The organism is Vibrio sp. 397 (genome assembly GCF_033339395.1).
Taxonomy (GTDB): Bacteria; Pseudomonadota; Gammaproteobacteria; order Enterobacterales; family Vibrionaceae; genus Vibrio; species Vibrio alginolyticus.
Genome location: NZ_JAWOUN010000010.1, coordinates 147,399 through 167,254, shown reverse-complemented (window position 1 = coordinate 167,254; position 19,856 = coordinate 147,399). Strand labels below are relative to the sequence as shown.

The 19,856-nt window shown below is 45.0% G+C and carries 20 protein-coding genes; 17 read left to right on the top strand and 3 right to left on the bottom strand.

The window, feature by feature from the left end:
* Positions 1-72: 72 nt before the first annotated feature.
* The 7 genes from R7P36_RS17225 (at position 73) to R7P36_RS17195 (ending at position 7,120) form a co-directional block, all read left to right on the top strand.
* Positions 73-2,166: a TonB-dependent siderophore receptor gene (locus R7P36_RS17225; protein WP_213899773.1), complete on the top strand. Its 2,094-nt coding sequence runs from the start codon at positions 73-75 to the stop codon at positions 2,164-2,166.
* A gap of 74 nt (positions 2,167-2,240) precedes the next feature.
* Positions 2,241-3,008, top strand: coding sequence for a DUF3450 domain-containing protein (locus R7P36_RS17220; RefSeq protein ID WP_005374260.1), 768 nt, complete (start codon positions 2,241-2,243; stop codon positions 3,006-3,008).
* Entirely contained in the window at positions 3,009-4,376 is a 1,368-nt protein-coding gene (locus R7P36_RS17215; RefSeq protein ID WP_213899772.1) for a MotA/TolQ/ExbB proton channel family protein, read from the top strand.
* Complete coding sequence (locus R7P36_RS17210; protein ID WP_213899771.1) at positions 4,376-4,930, top strand: MotA/TolQ/ExbB proton channel family protein; 555 nt, start codon at positions 4,376-4,378, stop codon at positions 4,928-4,930. Before R7P36_RS17215 ends, R7P36_RS17210 begins: the two co-directional genes overlap by 1 nt.
* Positions 4,927-5,331: an ExbD/TolR family protein gene (locus R7P36_RS17205; RefSeq protein ID WP_005374257.1), complete on the top strand. Its 405-nt coding sequence runs from the start codon at positions 4,927-4,929 to the stop codon at positions 5,329-5,331. Before R7P36_RS17210 ends, R7P36_RS17205 begins: the two co-directional genes overlap by 4 nt.
* Positions 5,331-5,951, top strand: coding sequence for an energy transducer TonB (locus tag R7P36_RS17200; RefSeq protein WP_005374256.1), 621 nt, complete (start codon positions 5,331-5,333; stop codon positions 5,949-5,951). Before R7P36_RS17205 ends, R7P36_RS17200 begins: the two co-directional genes overlap by 1 nt.
* On the top strand, positions 5,948-7,120 hold the full coding sequence (locus R7P36_RS17195; RefSeq protein ID WP_213899770.1) for a tetratricopeptide repeat protein: 1,173 nt from the start codon (positions 5,948-5,950) through the stop codon (positions 7,118-7,120). The genes R7P36_RS17200 and R7P36_RS17195 overlap by 4 nt, the downstream gene beginning before the upstream one ends.
* A gap of 66 nt (positions 7,121-7,186) precedes the next feature.
* Here the strand turns inward: R7P36_RS17195 and R7P36_RS17190 are convergent, their stop codons facing one another.
* Positions 7,187-7,675, bottom strand: a complete 489-nt coding sequence (locus R7P36_RS17190; protein ID WP_213899769.1) for a hypothetical protein — start codon at positions 7,673-7,675, stop codon at positions 7,187-7,189.
* 379 nt (positions 7,676-8,054) lie between these two features.
* On the opposite strand from R7P36_RS17190, the gene R7P36_RS17185 reads away from it, so the two are divergent.
* The 10 genes from R7P36_RS17185 to R7P36_RS17140 all read left to right on the top strand — a co-directional run bounded on the left by R7P36_RS17185 (position 8,055) and on the right by R7P36_RS17140 (position 15,657).
* Complete coding sequence (locus tag R7P36_RS17185; protein WP_005374254.1) at positions 8,055-8,684, top strand: PepSY-associated TM helix domain-containing protein; 630 nt, start codon at positions 8,055-8,057, stop codon at positions 8,682-8,684.
* A gap of 21 nt (positions 8,685-8,705) precedes the next feature.
* Positions 8,706-9,245, top strand: a complete 540-nt coding sequence (locus R7P36_RS17180; RefSeq protein WP_213899768.1) for a DUF2271 domain-containing protein — start codon at positions 8,706-8,708, stop codon at positions 9,243-9,245.
* A gap of 15 nt (positions 9,246-9,260) precedes the next feature.
* A complete protein-coding gene (locus tag R7P36_RS17175) occupies positions 9,261-10,091 on the top strand; it encodes a DUF4198 domain-containing protein (RefSeq protein ID WP_025768070.1) in 831 nt (276 codons plus the stop codon).
* 42 nt (positions 10,092-10,133) lie between these two features.
* Positions 10,134-10,454, top strand: a complete 321-nt coding sequence (locus tag R7P36_RS17170; protein WP_005374251.1) for a hypothetical protein — start codon at positions 10,134-10,136, stop codon at positions 10,452-10,454.
* Positions 10,451-11,002 (top strand): DUF6162 family protein, encoded by a 552-nt coding sequence (locus tag R7P36_RS17165; RefSeq protein ID WP_047102839.1) that lies wholly within the window; start codon positions 10,451-10,453, stop codon positions 11,000-11,002. The genes R7P36_RS17170 and R7P36_RS17165 overlap by 4 nt, the downstream gene beginning before the upstream one ends.
* A 22-nt stretch (positions 11,003-11,024) precedes the next feature.
* On the top strand, positions 11,025-11,951 hold the full coding sequence (locus R7P36_RS17160) for a metal ABC transporter solute-binding protein, Zn/Mn family (RefSeq protein WP_171344285.1): 927 nt from the start codon (positions 11,025-11,027) through the stop codon (positions 11,949-11,951).
* Positions 11,951-12,679 (top strand): metal ABC transporter ATP-binding protein, encoded by a 729-nt coding sequence (locus tag R7P36_RS17155; protein WP_017635536.1) that lies wholly within the window; start codon positions 11,951-11,953, stop codon positions 12,677-12,679. Before R7P36_RS17160 ends, R7P36_RS17155 begins: the two co-directional genes overlap by 1 nt.
* Positions 12,679-13,554: a metal ABC transporter permease gene (locus tag R7P36_RS17150; RefSeq protein WP_005393560.1), complete on the top strand. Its 876-nt coding sequence runs from the start codon at positions 12,679-12,681 to the stop codon at positions 13,552-13,554. The genes R7P36_RS17155 and R7P36_RS17150 overlap by 1 nt, the downstream gene beginning before the upstream one ends.
* Before the next feature lie 22 nt (positions 13,555-13,576).
* On the top strand, positions 13,577-14,446 hold the full coding sequence (locus R7P36_RS17145) for a metal ABC transporter solute-binding protein, Zn/Mn family (protein ID WP_213899767.1): 870 nt from the start codon (positions 13,577-13,579) through the stop codon (positions 14,444-14,446).
* 215 nt (positions 14,447-14,661) lie between these two features.
* Positions 14,662-15,657, top strand: a complete 996-nt coding sequence (locus R7P36_RS17140; RefSeq protein ID WP_017635534.1) for a porin — start codon at positions 14,662-14,664, stop codon at positions 15,655-15,657.
* Between the two features lie 215 nt (positions 15,658-15,872).
* Here the strand turns inward: R7P36_RS17140 and R7P36_RS17135 are convergent, their stop codons facing one another.
* The gene (locus tag R7P36_RS17135; protein WP_053349396.1) at positions 15,873-18,038 is read right to left on the bottom strand and encodes a S9 family peptidase; all 2,166 of its coding nucleotides are present in this window, start codon (positions 18,036-18,038) and stop codon (positions 15,873-15,875) included.
* A gap of 311 nt (positions 18,039-18,349) precedes the next feature.
* Positions 18,350-19,555: a multidrug efflux MFS transporter EmrD gene (gene emrD, locus R7P36_RS17130; protein ID WP_005374234.1), complete on the bottom strand. Its 1,206-nt coding sequence runs from the start codon at positions 19,553-19,555 to the stop codon at positions 18,350-18,352.
* Between the last annotated feature and the right edge of the window lie 301 nt (positions 19,556-19,856).

Sequence of the window (19,856 nt, the reverse complement as noted above, 5' to 3'; positions counted from 1 at the left end):
CGCGAAATAATTAAGAGGGAATCGCATTCAACAAGTATGTGACCCGAAAAATAATAATCGGAGTGAAAGGATATGTTTACTAAGAGCCATTTGGCGTTAGTGATCGGTGCAGTGTTAGCAACACCTGCAGTGGCGGAAGTTCAAACAGACGAACATGTAGTTGTAGAAGGTCGAGAGTTCGGCTACAAGGCAGATACAAACAGTACAGCAATGCGCATGGAAATGACGCAGCTGGAAACGCCGGGACAAGTAGCGGTTATCGATGAAACGGTAATTGATGAGCAGCGTGCAAGTACACTTGGTGAAGTGCTACGTAACGATGCAAGTGTTAGCGCGGGTGGTACAAGCCGTAACCGCGAACGTTTCTCTCTGCGTGGTTTTGAACTTAGCAGTTCAGACGGTTTTCTTCGTGATGGTCGTCAACATTGGTCACACTACCGTCAGCCAATTGAGCTTTTAGAGCGTGTTGAAGTGCTTAAAGGTCCATCAGGTCTGCTATACGGTAAATCTGAGCCGGGTGGTTTGGTAAACATGGTTTCGAAAAAACCAACAACTCAAACACAAGCAAGTTTGAGTCAAGATCTAGGTTCGAATGATCACTCACGCACTGTGCTTGATGTGAGTGGCGCGCTAAATGATGCAGAGACACTGCGAGCGCGCGCAATTTTTGCCAAAGAAAGCTACGGCTCTTGGCGCAGGTACGGTGATGGCACTGAGCCTAGAACAGATCGTACGGTAGCGGGCCTAGTGGTTGAGTACGACATCACCGACAACTTTATGGTGTCAGCGCATTACGATCGCACGAAAGACGATGGTAGCGTAGACTCTGGCGCATACATTGTTGATGGCAAAGCGGTTCGCGGTGATAAGTACATTTGGGATGCGCAGTGGTCTGAAATTGATAACGAAGTAGAAAACTACGGTGTCGATATTAATGCGCAAGTCACGGATAACGTGAACGTAAAAGCAGGTTACAACCGCCAAGACTTTAAGCGTTTTGATGTAGAGTCTTACCCTAAGTTTGATCAGTATGAAGAGTTAAATACGATTAAGCATCGAGGCAACGATCGCTCCGATAATTGGGTATTTGATACTGCATATATAGATGTGGCGACGGACTTTACTTTGTTCGGTACGGAAAACACGTTGTTAGTGGGCGCTAACTACTTAGACTACAGTTATGATCGCTTTATGGCATTTCATAATGAGGCGAGTATTGCGCCAGGAGAAACGGTGCCTAAGCCTAGCTATAGTAGTTCGAGGAAATCACCAACAGCTGAGTACGATACTTGGGGTATCTACGCGCAAAATATGATGACGATTAATGATTACTGGCAAGTGCTTGCAGGTGTTCGTTATGACGAAAAGCGTGATGATGAACTGACCGAAAACCAAGTTTCTCCAAAGTTAGGTGTGATATTCCACCCATCGACGAATGGCTCGGTTTACGTTCAGTATTCTGAAAGCTTCATGCCTCAAGGTGAAGTCAGCAACGGTAGTCGTACCTACATCAATGAAGGTGAGAAACTCGACGCTGAGCGTGGTATCTCTTATGAAATCGGTACGAAGTGGGAACTGTTTGATCAGCGTTTATTTGTATCTGGTGCTGTGTTTGATATCACGTTAGAGAACATCTCGCTGGATGTTGAAAGCGGCAAAGACGCGGGCGGCAATCTCCTACACAAGAAAACGCAAGGCGGTGAGCAAGTTCACAAAGGTGCTGAGCTAATGGCCCAAGGTTTTGTGACCCCAGAGTTGTCGCTAACCGCTTCTGCAATGTATTTGGATGCAGAGCTTAAGAAGGCAGAAAGATATGAAGGTAACCGCCCTGTAGACGTGCCAGAGTTCTCGGCAAGTCTATGGTCTAGCTACAAGGTTCAAGACAACACTAACTTAAACCTTGGTTTGATTTATGAAGGTGATCGCTACGGTGATGCAAAGAACACCTTCAAGAAAGATGGCTACGCTCGCGTTGATATGGGCGTGTCATACAAACATAAGTACGATGAAAACTTGGATATCATTGCTCGATTCAATGTCGAGAACTTATTCGATACCGACTACTTCGCAGGTGGTGGTAGCACGAATGGCGAGCAAAAAGGTGCGAGTGGGGTTGTGGTTGGAGAAAGCCGCAACTACATGGCAACAATCCAGTTCAAGTACTGATAACAATTTGATTATTAAAGGGGAAGGGTAGTCTTCCCCTTTGGTCGTTTTTGGAACACAGAAATATAACTCGTATGAATCTAATGAAATCAAGTATCGCTCTGTTGATATCATCGGTTTTGATTCCCGCTCACGCGGCGAACTTAAACGATGCACAAGCTGTGCAGAGTAAAACAAACCAGTCGTCGGCGGTAAGCCAAAAACGTATTGATGCAAGCGCAGAAAAATCACTTACTCTAGAAGCTGAAATTGAGCAGCTGCAAGAAGAAGTCGGTAACTTGAAGATTTATCGCGATCATCTTGCAAGCCTTGTTGAGAGCCAAAATCAAGAAGTTGATAGCTTGAACGAGCAAATTGAACAGATTGCTCAAACTCGTCAAGGTGTCGTGCCTTTAATGTATCACATGCTTGAGGGCTTAAAAGTGCTCGTCGCTAACGACAAGCCTATACGCAAAGCGCAACGTGAGGAGCGAATTGCAAAGCTGGATTCCATGATGACGCGTGCAGACGTTGCGGATGCAGAGAAGTTTCGTCGTATTTTAGAAGCGTACCAAATTGAAATGGATTACGGCACCAAGCTTGGCGTTTACCAAGGCAAGATTAACCTGGGTGACAATGAAGCTGTGGAGGCGGACATTCTCTATTTAGGCCGTTTGTCTTTGGTAGCGCGTAGCTTATCTGGTGACACATTTTGGAGCTGGTCACAGCAACAACAAGCATGGCAACAAGTGGGTTCTGAGCAAAAATCAGAGCTAGACAAAGCGTTCGCTATGGCGAATAAACAGATCGCGCCGAGTATGTTGACTCTGCCAGTGTCGTTAACCGCTGCGGAGGGCAAATAAATGATGAAAAAATGGTTATCGGTTGCATTAATCTCGACAGCCGCATTAATGCCTTATACAACTTTTGCTAGTGATGCGTTGTTACAAAAGGCGCAGCAAGAAAATCGTCAACAGCAATCGCACAATGTCGCGCGTGAATCAGGTTTTAAGCAAACAGAGCAAGACCTACAGGCTATAAAGAATAAATTGGTGGCAGAGCGTGCTGCTCTTCAAGCAGAGGCGGACTCATTAAGTGTTACCTTCGGTGAAAATGAAGCAGAACTGGCACAGCTAGAAGAAAAGTTGCGTCTAGAAACCGGGAGCCTAGGTGAGTTATTTGGCGTCGTTCGCCAGAACGCAAAAGAGCTAGAGTCTGAGCTAAAAAGCTCAGTAACCGGTGTAGATGCAAACTCATATCAGAAAGATATCGATGCTATTGTTGCGGCTAAATCACTGCCAACGTTGACCCAACTTCAGGCGATGTGGCGCAGCATGGAAGAACAAATCAAAGCAAGCGGTGAAATGGCAAACGTCTCTTTCACACTGCTAAATGGCGAGGGTCGTGAACAAACGGTTAGTGGTGTTCGTCTTGGTTCTATGGCGCTGCTGGATGACACTGGCTACGTTAAGTGGAATGGTCAACGCGGAGATGCGGTAAACTATCTTCGTCAGCCTGAAAGCGGTCCAACAGCGAATACTATTTCCTCTGGTGACATTGATGCGCTTGTCATAGATCCGTCACGTGGCATTCTTCTTGAGCAGCTCGCAAACTCACCGACTTTGGCTGATCGCCTAAATGCGGGTGGCGTTGTCGGCAAAATCATCCTTGGTTTATTGGCTATCGGCCTATTGATTGCGCTCGTACGTGGTGCATCTCTGATGATTTCGCGCCAGAAAATCATGAAGCAACTGAAAACCCCAGCGCAGCCAGGAAACAACCCTTTGGGTCGCGTGCTTGCGGTATACCAGAAAGACAAGCATCGCAGCGTAGAAGCGTTAGAACTACGTCTTTTGGAAGCCGTTGTTGATGAGCAAACCCACCTAGAAAAAGGGTTGTCGATGCTTAAGCTTCTTGCTGCTCTAGCTCCTATGCTTGGCCTACTAGGCACGGTAACGGGTATGATCGAAACCTTCCAAGTCATCACTCAATTTGGTAATGGTGATCCGAAAGTAATGGCGGGTGGCATTTCGATGGCACTTGTGACTACCGTACTTGGCCTTGTTTCAGCCATGCCTTTGCTATTAGCGCACAACGTATTGAGCTCTCAAGCAGAAAATATTCGCAGTATCTTAGAAAAACAAGGCATCGGTTTAGTTGCAGAACAAGCTGAGCGTGATATGCAGAATAACAAAAGTCACTCTAACACCTTAGCGGAGAACGCAGCGTAATGGAGCAGATCCTACTCAGCACATTGGGTTTGATCAGTGAGGATTGGGCCACAACCTTGATGAGCTTTATGCAGCAAGGTGGTCAAATCCTATGGTGGCTGGCCGCCGTCGTGGCGGTGTGCTGGCTGTTGGTTATGGAGCGAGTTATTTATCTCACAACGGTTTTCCCTGGGGTAAAAAAACAGCTTTGTGAGCAGTGGCACGCAAGAACAGAGCACCACTCTTGGTACGCGCATCAAATCCGTGAAGGATGGATTGCAAAAGCGCAAATCGAACTACGCCAAAACCTATCGACTATTAAGCTACTTGTGGCGGTTTGCCCAATGCTAGGGTTGTTAGGGACGGTGACAGGCATGATTACGGTGTTTGACGTAATGGCATCGCAAGGCAGCAGCAATCCGAAATTGATGGCTTCTGGTATCTCACTTGCTACGCTGCCAACCATGGCAGGTATGGTAGCAGCGCTTGCGGGCATGTTTATTCATGCTCGCCTTAGCAAAGTGTGTGAACGAAAAGCTATCCAGTTAGAACAATCTTTAAGGAGTCAAAAGTGAGACTCGGACGCAGACCTAACCAACAAGATGAAGCTCAAGTCGATTTAACCTCGATGCTTGATATCGTCTTCATCATGTTGATCTTCTTCATTGTGACCAGTTCGTTTGTACGTGAATCCGGTGTAGAAGTGAATCGCCCCCAGGCTTCTAATGTAGTAAGTCAAAAAGACGCGGGCATTTTTATCGCAGTAACGGCAGCGAATGATGTGTACATTGACAAACGAGTGGTTGATATTGAGCGTGTTGAGGCCTCTATTGAGCACCTGTTACTTGATCAACCTGATGCCTCGTTAGTTATCCAAGCTGACGAGCATGCTTACAATGGCACTGTCGTGAAAGTGATGGACGCTGCAAAGGCGGCGGGTGTGAAGAACATTGCATTGGCGGCGGAGAAACCTTAATGGGCAGGCTGTTACTTGCACTACCAGCATCACTGTTAATTTCTGTGAGCTTGTTTAGCTTTATGGCGTGGATGGTTGATAAAGGCAACCAGCGTGCACCAGAAGCTTCAGAAGCCGTTCGTTTTGATATGGTGATGGTAGAGAATGAAGCTGACGTGCAGCGTCGTCAACGTTCAGTGCCGGAGCAACCAGAACCACCTCAAGCGCCGGAGCCAATGGATCTGTCTCAAGCTGACACTCAAATGGAACCAATGAGTCAGATGACGCCAGTCAGTGCTTTAGGTTTAAACACAGCCCTTGAAGGCATCGCGATTAGCGCCCCAAACTTGAAGGGAACAATGGGCAACCAGCAAGCACTGCCGTTGTATCGTGTTGATCCTCGTTATCCAAGTAAGGCGCTGAAACGTAGAGTGGAAGGTTATGTCATTATGCGTTTCACGATCGATGCAACTGGACGACCAAAAGATATTGAAGTGATCGAGGCTGAGCCCGAGCGCATGTTTGAAAGGGAAGCAATCCGTGCGCTTAAAAAATGGAAGTATCAGCCAAAAGTTGAGGATGGTGTGTCAATTGAGCAGTTCGGACAAACCGCTAAAGTGGAGTTCAAGTTAGCCAAATGATGAAAAAATTCTTAATCGGTACGGTATTAAGCCTGAGTGCACTCTCAACCATTGCCAGTGAGTTAAGCCAATACACCGCAGCGAGAGTTCAACGAGCACACAACTTGGCTCAAGAGGAGAAACTAAAAGAAGCGATTTCATCTCTTGAAGCTATGGAGCTTTCTCGTGGATATGACCAAGCTTATGTCGCTCGAATGTTGGGTATTTTTTACTGGCAGAACGAGCAAACTCAAGCGGCGATTAAGCAACTTGAGTTTGCAGTCAATAGTGGTTTGCTACAAGATGAGCAAGCATGGCAAACCCGAAAAATGTTGGCTGATATACTGCTGAACGAGCAACGTTTTTCTAAGGCTTTACCTCATTACTATGCCTTGAGCAAAAACATTCCTAAAGGTCAAAAAGCGCATGAACTATGGCTGCGTATTTCCCAATCTCATTATCAACTGAGTCAGTGGCAAAAAGTGCTTTCAGCAATGGCTCGTTATGAGAAGTTTGGTCAGCCAGACAAGCTTGGCGCATTGTCGATAAAGCTTTCTGCTGAGCTAGAACTGAAAAAGTGGAAGCCGGCAATCTCGACCATCAAACGCTTAATAGTGATTGAACCTGAGCGAATTGAATGGTGGCGTCAGCTTGTTGCTCTATATCTACGGGTTGATGACAACAAACGTGCCCTAGACTCTTTGGCGTTGGCAAAACTGAAAGGGTTACAACTTAGCCAAGATGACTTAAAGCTGCTGGCACAATTGTACGCGAAACGAGGTATTCCTGAGAGAGCTGCATTGGTGATGAACGAGCTAGAGGATGTAAACTCGAATAGTAAGCTAAAAGCTCAGCAAGCAACGTATTGGCAAATGGCAAAAGAGTGGGAAGAGTCTATTGATAGCTGGCGTATTGCAGCTCAGCTAGATAGGCAGTATTACTGGAACTATTCTCAACTGCTGGTGCAAGAAGGCCATTATAAAGATGCCATTGCCGCGCTCGATAATGTCAGAGGTCGTAAAGCGGATGTTGCACTTATCAAAACTCGCGCTTACTACAAACTTAAGCGGTTTGACGATGCGCTCGCTAATGCCAAAAGAGCGAATGAGATTAAGCCATCGAATCAGGCAAAAAGTTGGGTTAAGTATCTATCTCAGCTACGCAAAGTAGAATCGACGCAGAACTCATAGCGAACATTTTTATTAAATACCCGAGCTCAGTCTCGGGTATTTTTTGTCTAAAGTCATAAAGGCTATTTACTGCATGAGTTTTTCATAAAAGGCTAACGCATCAAATGGTCGGGAGAAAAAGGGGCTTTTCTCTATATATTCTTGATGTACTTTGCTCAGTGTTTCAAACTTTTCTATAGATGTAGGTTCGATATGAAAAGTAAGGCTTTCAGTCGATTCTACAAGCTTTAATGTTGAGGTTCTTGAAGCGTTATTTTTTGCTATTAATAAGTAATATGCTAGTTCTTGTTTCTCTTTTAAGACACAAGCTTCAAAAGCTTTTTCGCTTAAAAAAGGTAGAACAGGAGTTAATGCTTCTATATGGTTCTTTGAATACTCTAGGGTTTGTTTGTCAGGTGTATTCTGGTCTGCCATAGATTCGCACAGCTTTATCTTAGCACCATAATTATCGATAGATTGGCTTACGTTGTTAAACAAACTGGCTTCAAACTTTTCACTTGCGAAAGTGACACTTGAGAAAAGTGATAAGAGAATTATTCCAACATTCTTGTTCATATTTTTCCTTCTGAACTACACCATAACGTTTGGCTAGCAGCAGAAAATCTTCTCTATCTAACCCTACACTAACTTCTTAGCTTACCTTTTTTATCTAGTTTATGGATAGCTTTTAAGCTTTTCATTAAATATACATAAAGGCGCATTTTGGTGGAGTCTATCCCACTTTTTAGTATTGGAAATATCATTAAATTTTGAGTCATTAAAATTGATAGGGTTATTATCTAGAGGGTAGGCAATCGGTAACTCGCATTGGCCCAAATAGCTAAAACATTTGCAAGCCAAGCTGAATTGAAAAAGTAAACAATGTAAATTAAATGCCAATACGAATGATTATCACCTAAATTATGCCCCACATTTATTGGTGATGATTGTTTCTATGTTGCTTAAAAGCAAAGGTGTTCAAACTTGGGCTCGCCGCCTACATATCTATATTTCGATGGCTCTTCTCTTAGTTACGCTGTTTTTTGCAGTAACTGGTATTACCCTCAATCGCCCCGAATTGTTTGAACGCAGTGAACCTATCATTCAACAACATACTCTGACGGTTCCGCACTCAGTTCTATTCTCACATTCAGATACCTTTCAACCTAATCGTGAAGGGCTGGTGGCTTTCTTGACTAAAGAAACCGAGCTTCGCGGCACTCCCTCCGCACTAGATGTGTATACCGAAGTTGAGCAAGGTGAGTTGTTACTCGGAGAGCTTTCTATGGATTTTAAAGGCCCGGGTTATAACGCTACGGTCTTTATTGATATGACTACTGGTGCAGCAGACGTCGAAACGACGCACTACGGTATTGTTGCGCTGCTGAACGATCTACATAAAGGACGCAACAGTGGTGGGATTTGGAAGTGGTTTATCGACGTCACTGCGCTTTTGATGGTGTTTTTTGTTCTTACAGGCGTGTGCTTATTACTGCCTAAGAAGAAGACGCTCAGAACGTCAATGCAATGGATGAGCTTTGGTACGTTACTGTCGCTCGTAATTTATTTTGTTGCTGTTCCATAACAGCTTTTTTAGAGAACACTTATGTTGAACACAGGAAGATTTTTCCGCCGTAATCACTTTTGTAAAGCCGCTTTGATCGCGGTTTTTGCTCCTTTCTCTCTTTCCGCGGCGCCTATACCAGATAACGCGAAGGTCGACTTCGAACTCGAACTTCCAAAGATAGATACCTCAATGTATGCACGCCCTTATGTGGCGGTTTGGGTTGAAAACGATCAGCGTAAACCGGTTAAAACCATTCAGTTATGGGTAGGGAAAGACGAATGGTTAAAAGATCTACGCAGCTGGTGGAGAAAAGCGGGTCGTTATGATCGTGAACTTGTTGATGCGGTGACTTCTGCAACACGTCCTGCAGGTCACTACCGCTTTGTCTGGGATGGAACCAATGACTCAGGGGAGCGTTTGGAACAAGGAAATTACACGTTGTACGTCGAAGTCGTTCGTGAACACGGTGGGCGAAACTACTTACGTCAAAAAATAACGCTAGCGGATAGTGACGTGCGCTATGAGCTTAAACCAACACAAGAGACGGGTGTCATCACCGTCAATTATCAAGTTAAGTGATTAAAGGACACAACAATGAAAACCAAAATGAAAGCAGTGGCATTGGCGAGTGTAATGGCAATGGGATTGGCTGTAACCACCACCGCACAAGCACATCCACGTTGGGTTCTGCCCTCTCACTTTACGGTTTCTAAAGAAGGCGGTGACTGGCTGACATTTGATGTTACTGCCTCTCACGGAACGTTTGTTTTTGATAAGCCTGCGGGTAGTGATCAGGCATTTGTGGTGATGCCGGATGGCCGCTCTGAGCGTCCTAACTTTGTTGTTCGTGGCAAGCGTCGCTCTATGTTTGATTTCTTTTTTACAGAAGAAGGCACGCACAAAGTTGCGATTAATAATCAGCCGAGCTACTACACACAATACAAAGCGGGCCGTCGTGATACGGTGAAATGGGCGCGAGCAAGCAAAGCTGAGCGTGGTGATGTGCTTCCCGAGCAAGCGCGTGATGTGGTTACTCAACTAAGTTACACCCGAGCAGAAAGCTACATTACGGTTGGTATGCCAACGGACAAAGCGTTGGAGATTGAAGGCAAAATGCTGGAGATGAAACCGATCACGCATCCATCGGACATCATTGAAGGTGAGCCTGTGACTTTCCAGTTTTTCTTTAACGGAGAGCCACAAGAGGGCGTTACTGCTGAGATTACACGTGAAGGTACCATGTACCGAAACCATCAAGAACAAATCGATGTGGTGAGCGATAAAGATGGCAAAGTGATCTTCACGCCAGAAGTCGCTGGGCGCTACTTAATGAAAGCGAACTACAAAGGTGAATTAAAAGATAATCCATTGGCGGATAAAGCGAGTGCCAATGTTCATCTTACGTTTGAAACTCAACTTAACTAATCGAATTAGGCTCAGCAATTGCTGGGCCATTTTGGAATTATCATGAATAACACTTCTCTTCTAAAAGCTGTTTTGCTTTTTTCTGGATTTGCGTCCTTTCACGCTGCTGCACATTTTCCTCTGATGAGCTGTCACTTGGCGCAAGATAAAGTGATTTGTGAAGCGGGCTACTCGGATGGATCGACAGCGGTCGACTACGATGTCGAAATGTACGATTACGACGACAATCTGATCGCCAAAGAAAAAACAGATAAGCGTTCCATCGCAGAATTTACTCACCCTGAAACAGATTTCTATTTGGTATTTGATGCCGGACATGAAAGCCCGGTGGAAGTGGATATCGTTGAGCTGAAAGAGAAATGAGTGTACAGAAAGTTCGCCCTGATGATGGTAACCGAGAAGGAAAGTGGGTCGCACTGACAATCGCAGCAATTCTCAGTTCAGCAGCCATACTTATGCCCTACCATCAGGTCGCGACTGAAAAGCCAGACATGCAGTCTCATCAAGTGTTAATCACGGATTTACATCAAAATGAGTTGGGGTTGATCGCTGAGCTTAAGCTCGCTCATGAAGAGATTCGTGATTTGCAGCTAGAAACTGGAACTTGGCCTGAGGTCTCTGACATGGAGGCGCTTTGGATTGCTCCATTCGTGAAAGACCAAAACTGGAAGCGTAAAGGTTCTCATCAGTGGCAACGAATTGATGACGGTGTCTACATTGGCGTGAAGACCAGTGCCCAAGGCTCTGCTTCCATGCTGTTGGATAGCCGCAGTTCTCAAGCTGATATTTGGTTTAATGATTCTAGCCGTTCGTTAAATGTGGAGGGACTAAGCGATCTAGCTAAACGCCACGATTTCGGCTGGAAACAAATCGTTCTGTCAGGCTCTTCTTCCCACTCTCACGCCCATTAAGACAACATAATTGATAAGTACTATGATCAAACGCTCTCTTTTACGTCGTATTCTTACAGCCACCGCGTTATTGGCGGTGTCTTCTACAGGCTTTGCTGCCGAAAAACTCAGTATTGGTATTACGCTACAACCTTATTACAGCTATGTTAAAGCCGTTGTGGGTGAGAAGGCGGACATCATTCCTTTGGTTGATGCTGGTTTTAATCCTCACAACTATTTACCACAACCTAATGATCTTAAACGCTTAAATGAAATGGACGTAATAGTGATCAATGGTATTGGTCATGACGATTTTGCACTGAAAGTGATCAAGGCTTCTCAGCGTGATGATCTCGTGGTTATCGAAGCGAACAAAGAAGTGCCTTTATTGCCCGCTATGGGGCAGTCTGTTGGTCAAGGAGCAGTGAACCCTCACACCTTTGTCGGTCTATCAACAACCATTCAAAAGGTTTACACCATCGCGAGTGAGCTAAGCCAATTGGACCCAGACAATGCTGCGTTCTATCGCCAAAATGCCCGTAAATACGCGAAAACATTTCGCCTGATGAAGCGTGATGCAATGTTGTCTCTTGGTGAGTTGGACACGGCTGGTATGAAGGTGGCGACAACCCACAATGCTTACGGATATATCCTTCAGGAGTTTGGTGTTGACGTTGCCGCTGTCATTGAGCCTGCTCATGGTGTAGAACCAAGTGCAAGTCAGCTACAGGAAACGATAGAGAAAATTCGTGAATCGGGCATTGATGTTCTGTTTTATGAGCTCAATATGCCGAATCGCTTTGTTGATACCATCGAAGAGGCGACTGGGGTGCAGCTTTATCGCTTTTCTCACATGACTCACGGTGAGTATGAGGCCGATAAAGTTGAGGTTGAGATGCGAGATAATGTGGAAACACTAATCGAAGCCATGAAATTTGTGGCGAGTAAGCGAGCAGGGGAAAAGGCGTAATGACTGGACCTTCCGTTTCCTTAAGTAACGTGGGCCTAAAATACGCCGACAATATCATTTTGCAGAATATCAGCGCCGAATTCGAGAACGCGAAATGTCACGTGATTATGGGACCGAATGGTGGTGGGAAAACTTCTTTGCTTCGTTCGGTACTTGGACTTACGCCGTTTTCGGGAAACATTGCACTCAATTGGCCAGAGCCATCAGCTGCATCGGGGAAGATAGGGTATGTGCCACAAAAAGCGATGTTTGAAGCAAGCCTCCCGTTAACCGTGATGGATTTTGTACTGCTTAACCAAACCCGTATCCCTCTATTTTGGCGACGTAAAACGAAACAAACTCAACATGCCCTGGCCCAGCTGGATCGCGTGGGTATGGCAACGCGTAGCGACCGTCGTATGGGGCAACTCTCTGGCGGTGAGCAACAGCGTGTTTTGTTTGCGCAAGCTTTACTGGATGAGCCCAATTTATTGGTTTTAGACGAACCTACAACTGGCATGGATGAGCAAGGTGTTCGATATCTTGAAGGCTTGATTCATGAAGTCGTTGGAGAAGGCAAAACGGTACTGGCAGTACACCATGACGTGACCGCAGTGCGCCGTTTAGATGCGCAGGTCCATGTTGTAAATCGTCAAATTGTGGCGTCAGGGCACCATTCAGATGTTCTAAGTCCTGATCGTATAGAAACATTATTCAAGCACTACACAGCAAAAGTGGAGGCTGCATAATGGATTGGTTGCGAGAGTTAGCGGTTAGCGGCGTTGAAGCTGGATGGTTAAGCGATAGCTTTTCTTATGCTTTCATGGTGAACGCAATTGTGGCAGCGCTGATATTAGGACCATTACTTGGTGGTCTTGGTACATTAGTCATCGCCAAGCGACTGGCTTTTTTCTCTGAAGCGGTTGGGCATGCTGCGCTTACCGGAATCGCGATTGGTGTGTTGCTCGGTGAGCCGCCAGAGAATCCGATCATCGGATTGTTTAGCTTTTGTATGATTTTTGCGCTGTTGCTTCACTTTGTTCGTAATCGTACGAATGTACCTTACGACACACTGGTTGGGGTTTTTCTTGCACTAGCGTTAGCGGTTGGTGCTGCGCTGTTAATGTACGTTGCTCGCAAGATCAACATTCACATGTTGGAGAACGTGTTGTTTGGCTCGATCTTGACTGTGACGGACAACGATATCCTTATTTTAGCGATCAGTTGTTTGATCATATTACTGCTTCTTATTCCAACGTTTAACCGCATTTTGCTGACTTGTATTAGCCCGGATATTGCACGTGTACGCGGCTTTAATACCAGCTTTTATGATTACTTATTTGTCATGATGATCACCTTGGTCACCATCGCCGCGGTAAAGATTATTGGCGCTGTATTGGTTGGTGCATTGCTACTGATTCCTGGTGCAACGGCTCGGTTATTGACTAAACGCATGGGCAGTTTTGTTCTCCTTTCTTCTTTATTGGCAACCATTGCGTGTTTAGTAGGAACCATACTGCCGATGGAGCTTGAGCTACCAGTGCCATCAGGCGCATCCATCATCATTGTTTCTGCGGCATTTTTCCTAACAGCAACGGTTTACCGAATTATCCAAAAAGCGTAACCCTTTTTATAAAGTAATGAACATGAAGATAAAAAAATTAGCGATAACTTTTGGTTTGGTTATAGCGACAACACTTCCATCGTTGGCAAGCGCCAAAGACATTTTAACCAGCACTCCCGTCACGTACATGTTGTCTGAGCAACTCATGAAAGGTACAGGGATAGAGACTCAGTATCTGCCTCCAAAGCGTTACGGCGTTGAGCGTCTTGAGAACTGGTTCGCAAATAAAGGTACAGAGCAAGTTAAGCAAGTGGGTCAAGCCGCGACGGTTGCTATTACTCTTGGTGCGATTTGGAAACAAGACCCGACTTATGTTTACGCTCGACAGGGCAACATTCACTTGATTGAAATCGATGCATCGCAGGCCATTTCTCCTAGAGCTCAAGGAGTTGCAGTACTGACATTGGAAAACGGGTCAACATCGAAGTACGCGTGGCTTAACCCTACAAACTTAATCCGAATGGCGGGTATTGTTGGAGAGGATCTACAACGTGTATATCCTGAACACCAAAAGACGATTCAAACGAATCAACAGGCTCTTATGCTCAATGTGCGTGAACTGATCAACCAACAACAGGCAGAGATCTTCGATAAAGGCATCGATTCAGTGGTACTGATGAGTGAGTCACTAGAGGACTTTGCCTCTGGCAACCAATTGTTTGTGGTTGGGCGCGAATTTAAGCCGGAATTTGAGTGGACAGAAGAAGACAAATTATCTTTAAAAGCTCAGTTTGAACAAGATAAAACGCTATGGTTAGTGACGGATAAACGACCGTCGAAAACCTTGACATCGCTTATTAAACCGAGCCGCATACTGCAAATTGATGTTATTGACCGCTGGGGCAGTAAGGGTATCAAAACTGAGAAGCCACTCGCACGTTGGGAGATGTGACACGTAAAAAGCCACAGATTTTATGATGGGGAATGAAAAGTTCCCTATTTTTTTGTGACTCAGCTCAAAATGTGAGCATTAATACCACTGGTTGCATAAGAAAGTGTTTGTTTCATTTCTATTTCATTACTACTTTGTTATTTGTTCGTTGCGATTGATTCGGATTTAATCTGTTTCTAAGCGAACCGGTACAAACAACTATACGGATGTTAACAATGAAAATGAAAACTCTAGCCGTTGCAGTGGCGGCACTAGCATGTGGTTCACAGGCCTTCGCAGCAGAAGTTTACAACAGCGATGGTACATCTTTATCGATCGGCGGTCACGTTTCAGTTGGCGTGGGTGAGTATTTCGAAGAAGATGTAAAAGTTCACCAAGTGTCTCCACGTATTAACGTTGCGGGTAAGAAAGACATTGGCAACGGTATTACTATCGACGCTAAAGGTGAATGGGCGCTTAACTACCTAAACGGTGGCGAGCAATCGTTCAAAACTCGTCTAGGTTACATCGGTGCTACTCATGAGCAGTTTGGCCGTTTAGTAGCAGGTACTCAATGGTCACCTTACTACGATGTCGCTGGCGTTGCGGATCTACCAATCGCGTTTGCGAACGACTTTTTGTACGACAACCACGGCAACCTAGGCTCAGCTCGTGCTGATAAAATGCTTAGCTACCGTAAAGGTTTTGAATTTGGTGAAGGTTTTGCTTTCAACCTAGGTCTAGGTTGGCAAGGTGAGCAAACTTCAGATGCAACAACATACGAGCAACGTGGTCAAGTTGCATTGAGCGGTTCTGTAGCTGGCTTTGGTCTAGGCTACGTATACAGCGGCGGTGATGTTAAAAACGCGACTCTAGGTACTAAGAACGCTGAATCACACCTATTCTCTGTAAACTACGGTCAATACGGTTCAGGCCTTTACGCAGCGGTAGTATACGGTATGAACGAGTACTTCTACCAAATGCGTAAAGACACTTCTCAACTTGAAGCTCTTTTGGCATACGGCGTAAACGATTGGACATTCAGCGTTAACTACGAAGGCGTAGAAGACGAAGAAGACAATAAGACAGTTTCAAGCGAAACTGCGCTACAAGCAGAGTACGCTGTAACTCCTGCTTTCGTAACGTTTGCAGCTTACCAGTTTGATCTAGGTAACGACTACAACAATGAAGAGAACGACTACTGGACTCTAGGTGCTCGTTACTACTTCTAATAAATAGGCCAGTTTCTACTGCCTAAACACATTTATTGTGTTAACGCCTACTCGTTGTGAGTAGGCGTTTTTCTTTCTGCTATCCTTTGGCTATAAGAGACGCTAGTCATTCTGTGCTTAGGTAACTCAACTCTTTGTTTAGAGAGTGCGTCTATAAAAATGCCCGCAACTTGCGGGCATTTTTTGTTGTTAGAGATACAGTTCTATTAATACGCTTATTTTTTATCGAGTAAATCGAGGAAGAAGGCATACTCTAGCGCATCTTCTTTTAAGCGCTTAAATCGACCAGATGCGCCGCCGTGTCCGGCTTCCATATCGGTTTTGAACAACAAGACGTTATCGTCTGTCTTCATTTCACGAAGTTTGGCGACCCACTTCATTGGTTCAAAGTACTGTACTTGAGAGTCGTGCAAGCCAGTCGTTACCAACATGTTCGGGTAGTTTTGCGCCTTGATGTTGTCGTAAGGCGAGTAACTCAACATATAGTCATAGTATGTTTTGTTATTTGGGTTACCCCATTCATCATACTCATTGGTGGTCAATGGAATTGATTCATCGAGCATAGTGGTTACCACGTCCACAAACGGAACATGTGCACCGATACCGCGGTACAGTTCTGGTGCTTGGTTGATGATAGCCCCCATTAAGAGACCTCCTGCAGAGCCACCAACAGCGAAGACTTTATCTTTAGCGCCATAGCCTTGTTCAACCAAACCTTTAGTGACATCAATAAAGTCGTTGAATGTGTTTTGCTTGGTTAGTTTTTTACCGTCTTCATACCAAGGGCGGCCAAGCATTTCAGAACCACGAATATGAGCAATGGCGTAAACAAAGCCGCGATCCAATAGACTCAAACGTGTCGAGCGGAAAGTTGGCTCAATGGTTGCGCCATAAGATCCATAACCATATTGGTAGAGTGGATTTGTACCATCTTTCTTAAATAAGTCTTTACGATACACCAAAGAAACGGGTACTTCTTTACCGTCACGGGCTGTGACCATGATGCGTTCTGATTGGTAATTGTCAGGATTAAAATCACCAAGTACAGGTGTTTGCTTCATGATTTCTGACCCGCCCGTTTTTAGATCGAAATCGTAGTAGGTTCCTGGAGTGGTTAAACTGCTGTAATAAATACGAACTTTCTCGTTATCCAGCTCTAGGTTACCTGTCAAATAGGCAGCAAACGCATCGTCATTAAATGTGAGGGGGAGTTCTTTTCCTGTTGAAAGCTGACGTACAGTGACGCTTGCTAGGCCGTTAGAGCGCTGCTCATAGACGATGTGATCATCGAATAACTCGAAGTCGACAAGTTGAGTGTTGTCGTCTGCGGCAATCACATCTTGCCATTTAGAGCGGTCATGCATGTCATTTTGATGAACTTTCATCAAACGGAAGTTGACGGCTTGATAGTTAGTATAAATGTAGTACCAATCGCCTAGCTTAGAAATACTGTATTCAATGCCATCTTCACGAGGATAGAACGGTTTCGCCTTTGCTTTAGGGTTGTTCGCATCGATGATGGAGACGCCGCTGGTTTCTGTACTGGAATGCCAGATATAAATATCTTCGCCATCTTTGCTTTTGCTTAGTGAGGTGTAATAGGCGCTGTCGGTTTCTTCAAAAATCAACTCATCACTGCTTTGTGGCGTGCTTAAAACATGACGATACACTTGGTAGCCCAGCAAGGTCTGTGGATCTTTTTTGATGTAGTAAAAGGCGTTGTTATCGTTCTGCCATGCAATCGCGCTTGAGGCCCCTTCGATTTCATCTTGTAGGTAATTGCCTGTTGTCAGGTCTTTGATCTTAAGGGTGTACACGCGGCGGCTTAATGTATCTTCGCCATACGCCAATAAGTTTTCATTCGGACTAACGTATAGGCCGCCGATACTGAAAAATTCATGTTCTTTTGCTAGTTCATTGACATCTAAAATGATTTGTTTGTCTTTGCCTGCAAAGTCTTTAGCTCGCAAATGGACTTCGTACTCGTTATCTCCGGTCACTTCACTGGAGTAGAAGTAGTTGCCTTTACGAACCGGTACTGAGTTGTCGTCTTTTGCGATGCGCCCTTTAATTTCTTCAAATAGCGTATCTTGAAGTGTTTCAGTGTGCTTTAGAACGGTTTCTGCGTACTGATTTTCTGTCTCTAGGTGCTGTAAAATTTCAGGGTCTTTACGTTCGTCGTCACGCATCCAGTAGTAGTTATCAACGCGGGTATCGCCATGAATAGTCATCGCGTGAGGGACTTTTTTCGCAACCGGAGCTTGAGTTTGTTGAGCAACGATCTGTGTTTGGGAGTATTGAGTCATGCTGGGGATTCCTTGATTGCTGCATCCGGCGACAAGCGCGACCGAGACGGCCAACGTAGTTAAAGTGAAACGCATCTGATTTTATCCTTATTGTACACCCAAGTGGCCTCATCCTGAGGGCTGGGCTTTCATTTTGTTAGTGGTTTTCAGTTGTCCATTCTTTGTTATGGGGTATACCGAAAAAGTGAGAATCCTCAATATTTCCGAGTTGGATACTCAATTTGAAGGGCGCTGAAAATACATTGTGTAAGCAGCTGTTATTTTTAACAAATATCAATTCGAAAGTTAAATCATTCTCATCGGGAAATCGATATAGTGTGATATGAAAAAAGGGACACACTTGTTGAGTGTGTCCCTTTTGGATTTTGAAAGTAAGCTGATAATGTTCAGATAACTTGCGGTACTTCGTTTGAGTGATTGTGTGCTCGATTCACCCACATTAACCCAAGCATTGCAATTACCGACATTGCCATCATCAAAATGCCCAAAGGCATCTGGTTATGCGCTGGAAATAGTGACGCGAGCAAAGTTGCGACACCTGCCCCCAAGTTTTGCATGCCACCTAATGTCGCGCCTGCTGTTCCTGCATGGTATGGGAATGGCGCAATCGCTCCAGTTGTTGCTGCTGGGAAGAGAATACCCGCACCCAAAAAGTACACGGTTGCGCCTCCAACCAGCGTTAACGCCGTGGTCAAACCAAACAAGCCTGGGATGAGCACAATAGCAGAGCCCACAAAAATAGAGACCAAGCCTACGTTTAAAGCACGACGCTCAGAGCGACGTCTTGCGATGTAGCTAGATAAGCCCGCACCCACCAAGTAACCTGGGATCGGCAATATAAACAGCAAACTTACCGTTGTTGCAGGTAATTCTAATACCCCACCTAACAACACCCCAGCCGCCGCTTCGAATACACCCACACCAGCGAATGTTGCAACCAGGCAAATCAAAAAGCCTTGAAAGCGACGGTCAGACAAAACGTGTTTGTAGCTTTTGGCTACTGGTTCGAATTTGCGTTTCTCTTTTGGTAGCGTCTCCATCATGCTTGTCATCATGGTGATCACAACCGCGATAGCAAATAGCGCTAAGAACAAGTAGCTCGACCGCCATCCGAAAGCTTCTGTTAGGTAGCCGCCTAATACTGGTGCCATTAATGGTGAGAAAATCACACACATGCTAATTAAGCTGTTTGCTCTGTGTAGATCAGAGCCTTCAAAGCAATCGCGAGTCAGAGTGCGTGACATCGCACCGCCGCAGCCAATACCTAAGCCTTGGATAAAGCTACCAATCAAGAACCATTCAAATTGATGTGCAAATAATGCTACCAGTGTACCCGCGATGTAGATAAGCAGCCCGACGATGATGATCGGTTTGCGTCCCAAGCGGTCCGATAGTGTGCCATACGCAAATTGCGACAAGCCATATGGGATTAGGTAACAAGCCATCACAGCTTGAAGTGATGACGCAGATACCAAAAACTCGCCCGCCATATGACCGATTGAAGGCACGTACATTGTCTGGGTCATTTGACCCACGGCAGTCAATATAGCGATTAAAAAGGTAAGTTTCGCTAATGGAAACGAAGCAGACATTTGCGTATCTCTCCAAAAAATTTAAGACGTAAAAACCCTTAGCGCTCTTTTACAGAGCGCCAACTGAATTCTTGTGTTGCGGGGGTATTTGCGCGAGATAATAGTGCTTGCTTGTATAATTAGCAATCGAAAAGTGTGAAGTTGAGCAAGATAAAAATCTATGATTTCAATTAGAAAAACTAATCCGATTTTGTTTTCAAAAAGCGGTGCATTTCTTTGTCTAATTACGTTAAATCTTTTACTTTTCGTGAATAGAATGAGCCTTATAGGTAACTGGTTTTAATGGTTAAAGTGCAAAAAT